The 6,282-nt window shown below is 59.5% G+C and carries 5 protein-coding genes; 2 read left to right on the top strand and 3 right to left on the bottom strand.

The window, feature by feature from the left end; translation table 11 throughout:
• Together GIV35_RS16520 and GIV35_RS16515 are read right to left on the bottom strand one after the other, a co-directional pair.
• Positions 1-1,240 (bottom strand): NAD(P)/FAD-dependent oxidoreductase (locus tag GIV35_RS16520; protein WP_236491418.1); only part of this gene is annotated, 1,240 nt, incomplete at its 3' end.
• Positions 1,241-1,289: 49 nt separating this feature from the next.
• The gene (locus tag GIV35_RS16515) at positions 1,290-2,099 is read right to left on the bottom strand and encodes a helix-turn-helix transcriptional regulator (protein ID WP_236265797.1); all 810 of its coding nucleotides are present in this window, start codon (positions 2,097-2,099) and stop codon (positions 1,290-1,292) included.
• Between the two features lie 257 nt (positions 2,100-2,356).
• Between GIV35_RS16515 and GIV35_RS16510 the strand changes: the two genes are divergently transcribed.
• Complete coding sequence (locus tag GIV35_RS16510; protein WP_014718395.1) at positions 2,357-2,629, top strand: DUF1652 domain-containing protein; 273 nt, start codon at positions 2,357-2,359, stop codon at positions 2,627-2,629.
• 258 nt (positions 2,630-2,887) lie between these two features.
• Here the strand turns inward: GIV35_RS16510 and GIV35_RS16505 are convergent, their stop codons facing one another.
• Positions 2,888-5,350 carry a UvrD-helicase domain-containing protein gene (locus GIV35_RS16505; RefSeq protein WP_236304498.1) on the bottom strand — a complete coding sequence of 821 codons (2,463 nt, stop codon included), beginning with the start codon at positions 5,348-5,350 and terminating at the stop codon, positions 2,888-2,890.
• A 217-nt stretch (positions 5,351-5,567) separates the two neighbouring features.
• Between GIV35_RS16505 and GIV35_RS16500 the strand changes: the two genes are divergently transcribed.
• Positions 5,568-6,263 carry a pirin family protein gene (locus tag GIV35_RS16500; protein WP_213153968.1) on the top strand — a complete coding sequence of 232 codons (696 nt, stop codon included), beginning with the start codon at positions 5,568-5,570 and terminating at the stop codon, positions 6,261-6,263.
• The last annotated feature ends 19 nt before the right edge of the window (positions 6,264-6,282 follow it).

Below are 6,282 nucleotides of genomic sequence, written 5' to 3'. Positions count from 1 at the left end.
TATAAAAGAAAAAGCCGGAAAAGAGAATAGAGAGGACGGTCTGGGGGGCCGGAAGTTGTAAAAAAAAGAGGGGGGCCGCGCGCCCGAGGTTGGTGGCGCCCACCCCCTCCCCGCCATAACCGCCGGACAGTGCGATGCCAGTGGCGTGGTCACAGAGCATGTGCGGACGAAAACGGCGCGACATGCCCAGGTTGCCGCCCCAGGAGTGGGTAATCCTGGCCTTTTTCAGCTGTGGGAAGAGTTCACCAAACAGGTAGCGACGCAACTCTACTTCGCTGTCCGTCAGGTCGAAGTTGTGCCGTAACTTGCCGGCAAATTGATAGCCACCACGGGCGCCGAACACCAGGCGATTGTCGGCCGTACGCTGGCCGTAGGTGACTTGTCGGCTGCTCTCGCCAAAGGCCTGGCCCTGGCTGAGCCCGATGCCCTCCCAGGTGCTGGCCGGCAGCGGTTCGGTGGCGACAATCAAGCTCTGCACCGGTAACTGGTAGCGGCCCAACGGCGGCAAGGTATTGGCGTAACCCTCGACAGCAGGCACCACCCAGGCGGCGCGCACGCAGGCCTTGGCAGTGCGCAGGCTGCCGGACTGCCAATGGGTCACGGCGCTGTTTTCGTAAATGGTCACTCCCAGGCTTTCAACCGCCCGCGCCAGGCCACGCACCAGCTTCGCCGGGTTGATCGTCGCGACGTGGGGGGCATAGATGCCGCCATAAGGCTTGGCAATGCGGACCTGCTCGGCCAATTGCTGCGGGCTGAGCCAGCGGTAGTCGTCTTCGGTGAGGCCCTGGGCGTACAGCTTGTCCAGATAGCGGCGCAGGCTGCCTTCCTGCTCGGGGTAGCGTGCGGCGCAATACAAGGCGCCGCCTTTGCAGTAGTCGCAGTCAATGCCTTCGCGGACCAGCACCTGTGCCACTTCATCAGGAATGCCATGCAAGAGGTCAAACGAAGCGCGACGCTGCCGGGGGGCAAGCTCAGCCAGCAGGCGGTCTTCCCCCAAGAGGTTGCCCATCAACCAGCCACCATTGCGCCCGGATGCGCCGAAACCGGCCGTTTGCGCCTCGATGATTGCAATTTTCAGCTCGGGGGCCTGGCGCTTCAGGTAATAGGCGGTCCACAGGCCGGTATAGCCGGCGCCGATAATCGCCACATTGACGTCCAGGTCGTGCTCCAGCGACGGGCGCGCGACCAGCGGCTCGTCCAACTGGTCCATCCATAAACTGATACTGCGCCATGCCGGCATGCCAGGTTCCCCTACCTCGGTTCGATAGGGCCGATCCTAGAGTGCAGCGTCAGGAACTGTCTTGCGCGCGTGCACGCACAGAAATTTGTTTGAGGTACGCCTTGGGCGATTGCCCGGTGTGCTGGCGAAAAGCGCTGTAGAACGCCGAGAGTGAATTGAAACCGGCGGCAAAGGCCAACTCATCGACTTTGACCGGCGCGGTGGCGTGATCCAGCGCGGCCAGTACATGCTGGAGTCGCGCCTGGTTGACGTAGCGATAGAAGCTCTGCCCCAGCACCTGGTTCAGCAAGTAGGACATCTGATTGCGACTGTAGCCACAGGCCTTGGCGACCCGCTGCAGGTCCAGCTCCGGGTCCAGGTACGGCTGCTGACGCTCGAAATATTGTTGCAGGTCATTGGCCATATAACCCAACTGCTGGGGCGACAGGCCCAGGCGGCTGACCGTGGGACGCAGCGCCTGGGTCGGTTGCTCGTGCACCAGAGATGCATATTCATTCACCCGCCAGATCAACCCGTCGCGCACCGTAATGGCCTCACTGGTACGAAACGACACCAGGCCCTGGCCGCCACGCAAGGTAATGCGGTACTGGATAAACGCGGTATCGCCATCGGCGCGGATGCGATCAGTGTGTTCAATCGCCTCATCCGCCTCACGAGGCATGCTGGCCTGCAAGTACTCGCGCAACTCGGCATAGCCCACCACACGGTTCTGGAAGAAATCGTGGTACAGGATCTCGGGGTGGTAGTAAGCCATCACCCCGTCCAGATCGCGACGTCGCCAGCACAGGTGATGGCGCAGCACCAGCGCGCCGGTAGCGTGGGAATTGTGACACTCATCGTCTGGAGCGATGTCGGACATATCGGGCTCTACGGCGGGGAAAATTTTTGAGAATGCCGAAGTTTACCCTTGCCTTCAATGGTCAGATCGAGTGTCTGACTAATGGCCTTTTGCCTATTCCTTTGTAGGACATGATCTATATCAAAACCAGGCGAAAGAACCGCCGAACGGGCCGAAAAAAGTCACCTTGCAGTTGCGAACGAATGCTATTTTTAAGCCCTTAGCTGTCATGACCAGTGAAGGTCCTGGCCCCTGCCGCGAGCTAAAGGAAGCGCTCAATGAACAAGGTGGGCAACATGAACAAAGTGACATTTCCCAACGCCTGCCAGCTGATGCGCTGGCATTTTCACCCGATGGGCTTCGAGGGCAGCATGGACGCCCCCGGCAGCATGATCGCCCGCCTGTTCGACCGGGCCAGCGGCGAGACATTGATCGCCATCGCGGGGATCCCGTGCGCTACGGTGATGAACGCGGCTGATGTGGAGCGCATCATCGAGGCAGTGGAGGATGAATTGGAGAGTTTCGTGCCGCCGGTTTCGTTGCGGGCGTGAGGCGGCAATAGCGTAATAACGCCCGCTGTAAGAGCGGAACCCTAAGTGGCCGTTACCGCAGGAATGGATATGTACACAATCCAATTGTGTTGACTGTCAGGCCGCCTTCGCGAGCAAGCCCGCTCCCACAGTTGGATCGTGGGGGTGTCAGGTAGATAGGCGTCGGCTGGTAGGCCGCCATCGCAGGCAGCCAGATCCCACATTTTCGACCCCGTGTTGTCAGGTAGAGACGCGTCGGCGTCGGGCCTTCATCGAAGGTCAGCCAGCCCCCTTCACTGCACGCTGATCATCAAAAAAAGCTTTTCTGCCATCCACTCGCTCAGACGCCCTGGGCACATTCACACCCTGGCCTTCCGGCTTTTCCACATACCAATAACAATGGCTGACCGCCCGGGTAATCCCCACATAGGCCAGGCGCAACACTTCGTCTCTCTGCGCATTGTCATAAGGCTCGCTATCGCCATCCTTACCCAAGCCCGCCATGCGATATACCTGGTTCTTGTACGGCGAGCTGGTCACATGCTGACAATCCCCCAGCAAAAACACCGCGTCCGCCTGCAGCCCCTTGGCACTGTGATACGTCAGCTGTTTCAACCTGCGCGCCTGAGGCGCCAAGCTAGAATCCACATTAACAACAGACTGAATATGCTCATTAATCAATAACTTATCGCTACCTTTTCGATAAAGCATCAGGATCGAATCGCCCCGCTGATAATGCTCCAGCAACCGCTGCGCCAGTGCCGCGTCGTCACGTTCCAACACCGTGACGGGCACCAGCGCCTTGGGCTCGCCACTGGCCCTGGCCTTTTTGCCGGGGATGGCCGGCGCGCTACGGACGATATGTTCGGCAGCGTCGATGATGTGCTGGTGGCTGCGGTAGTTCTCCCCCAGCATCACGCGGGTGGTGCTGGGCGAAACGAACTCCTTGTTGAACTCCATGAAGTACTTGGGCGAACTGCCACGCCAGCCGTAGATGGATTGCCAGTCGTCCCCCACGCACAGCAACGATGAGCGTTGCGCACCGCGCCCGACGTGCATGGCCGGCCCACGGCTGCGAATTTCCCGCAGGCTGGCGCGGATCCAGGACACGATCTGCGGCGATACGTCCTGGAATTCGTCGATCATCAGGTGCGACATCGGCCGCAACAACGGATCACTCAGCAGCTTGAGGTTCTCAGGGGTGTTTTCACCAAACAGGGAAAACATCCGGTTGTAGGTCATGATCGGCGGCGATTGTTCCAGCAGGTGATCTTCCAGCGCCTTCCAGAAAATGCTCAGGGCCTCGAAAAACAGCCGGTCCGGGTCGTCCTTGGCGAAGCTCATCTGGCCAACCGCCGTAGGCACATCCAAGCCGAGGTTCTCGATAAACCCGGCCGCCATGACAAAACTGTCCAACAGGGGGGCTGAAGCGAGTTCACCTTTGACCTTGTAATCAAAGCCCGGCCCGGCCGTGGCATCGCCACCCAGGCTGCTCAAAAGACGCCTTGAAGATTCGTAATTATCCAGCCATATCAAAGGCTTATTACAGAAAGCTTGAAACAGAGTGCGCTTCACTGCCCATTCAGCGCGCACCGAAAGTTTCGAGTTCGGCCGACTGATCTGAGGGTTTTCGCGCCCATCGAACCCCAGCACCACCCAGGCATCCAGCTCGGGGATATAGCCGTGGCAATGAAATTGCGCGCCGTTGATTTCAAAGGTCTGACGGCTGGGTTCGATGCCCTTGATCGGCCAGGCACCGGCGCGAAACCACAGGTCTTCAATCACATCACAGAGTTCTTCATCGCGCTTGGCCGCCAATTCAGTCACGGCCATGCGCTTTTGCACGTCAGGATGATCGCGTTCCAATTCCTTGAGCTGGAGACCATGACGGGCCAAGGGTGCAATCAACTCGCGAAAACGCTGATGGCGGCCATACAAGCGGTGATAACAAGCGTTCATCTGCTGCCGCTGGGCGTCACTGATACGCAGGTCGAAGGCGTTGCTGTCGGCGTCTTCAAAACCACCGCTGAGGTTCTCAAAGGCCTGCAGCCGTTCAAAGCCCGGCAGGCTGCGCACCATGGGCAGGATGCGCGAGTGAAAGGTGCGCACCACCGCCTGGGCCTCCTTGCTGCCAAGAGGTTGGCCCCACAAGCTGAGAATTTCCATGAGTTTGTTGATGAAGTCCTTGCGCGACTCGCGGGTGAAGGTCACCACCGTCATCGAACTCAGTTCAAAGCCCAGGTAATGGCTGAGCAGCAGGATGCGCAGCACCAAGGACGTCGACTTGCCGGCGCCGGCACCCGCAATCACTGAGGTCGAGGGGGTGTCGCTGAAGATCATCTTCCATTGCGCCACGCTTGGCTGCGCATGGGCTGGCAGCAGGCGCGCGACATCGGCCTTCATGCGCTTCTTCACCTCTGCGGTGAGTGGCAATCGCCAGTCGTCGAACAGGCTGTCATCTATACCTGGTGCGCGGTGCTCATCAGGGCGAAAGTCTCGAATCAGCAGGACTTGCCGGCCCTCCTCGATGCCATCGGCCTTGCCCTCGCGGTAACCGTATTCAACCCCCGCCTCATGCCCACTGCGAAAACCGTCGGCCTGGCCATGTAACCAGGAAAACCTGTGCTGCGCGCGCAAACGGGTAAGGCCATGGCCGAACAGGCGCGCGGCCAGCCGTTTCAGCAGCGGCATTTCAGCCAAGGGGCGCAGTTCGGGGGGCAGATCAGGCTGTTGTTGCGACACGCGGACTCCTGCGGTGAGCTTGTTTTGACCAAGGCGCCATGGTCGCCGGAAACGCCGCTCAGTTCCAGCCAATTGCTTTGCTGTCATGCAGTTAGGCGATGAAGTGAAAGTGAACACCAGGGTTAAACATCGAATAAATGGATAATTAACCGGCAGTTTTTACGCTTTTTATCGATCATGCGCTGCTGGATGATGGGGCCATCAACAGGAGACGATCATGCTTGAACTTCGACCTTTCACCAGCCTGGGCGGCGCCCACCATGGCTGGCTTGACGCTCATCACCATTTTTCCTTTGCCGAATACCACGACCCCCAGCGCATGCACTGGGGCAACCTGCGGGTGTGGAACGACGACATCATCGCCCCCGGCAGCGGCTTTCCCCAGCACTCACACCGCGACATGGAAATCATCACCTACGTGCGCGAAGGGGCGATCAGCCATGCCGACAATCTGGGCAATAAAGGCCGCACCGAAGCCGGCGATGTGCAGGTAATGAGCGCGGGCACCGGCATTGCCCACAGCGAATACAACCTGGAGGCCACGCCAACCAAAATCTTCCAGATCTGGATCATCCCCAATGAAGCCGGCTTGCCACCGTCCTGGGGCGCCAAACCGTTTCCGCAAGGCAACCGCGAGGGCTTTGTGACGCTGGCCAGCGGCAAGGCTGGCGACATTGAAAGCTTGCGGATTCGTGCGGATGCACGCTTGGTGGCAGCTAACCTGAAAGCTGGAGAAAGCGCGGAGTACCGGCTGGACAGTGGCCGCCGGGCGTACCTGGTGCCAGCCACGGGCGTGATTGACGTCAATGGTGTGCGGGCACAGGCGCGAGACGGTGTGGCGATAGAGGATGAACAGGTATTGCGCGTGACGGCGATTGAAGACAGCGAAATCGTGCTGGTGGACCTGGCCTGATCTCAACTCTTGTTGCTAT

The sequence above is a fragment of the Pseudomonas sp. PA-1-6B genome (assembly GCF_021609545.1).
Lineage (GTDB): Bacteria > Pseudomonadota > Gammaproteobacteria > Pseudomonadales > Pseudomonadaceae > Aquipseudomonas > Aquipseudomonas fluorescens_BV.
This window is presented reverse-complemented; position numbering and strand designations above follow the sequence as displayed.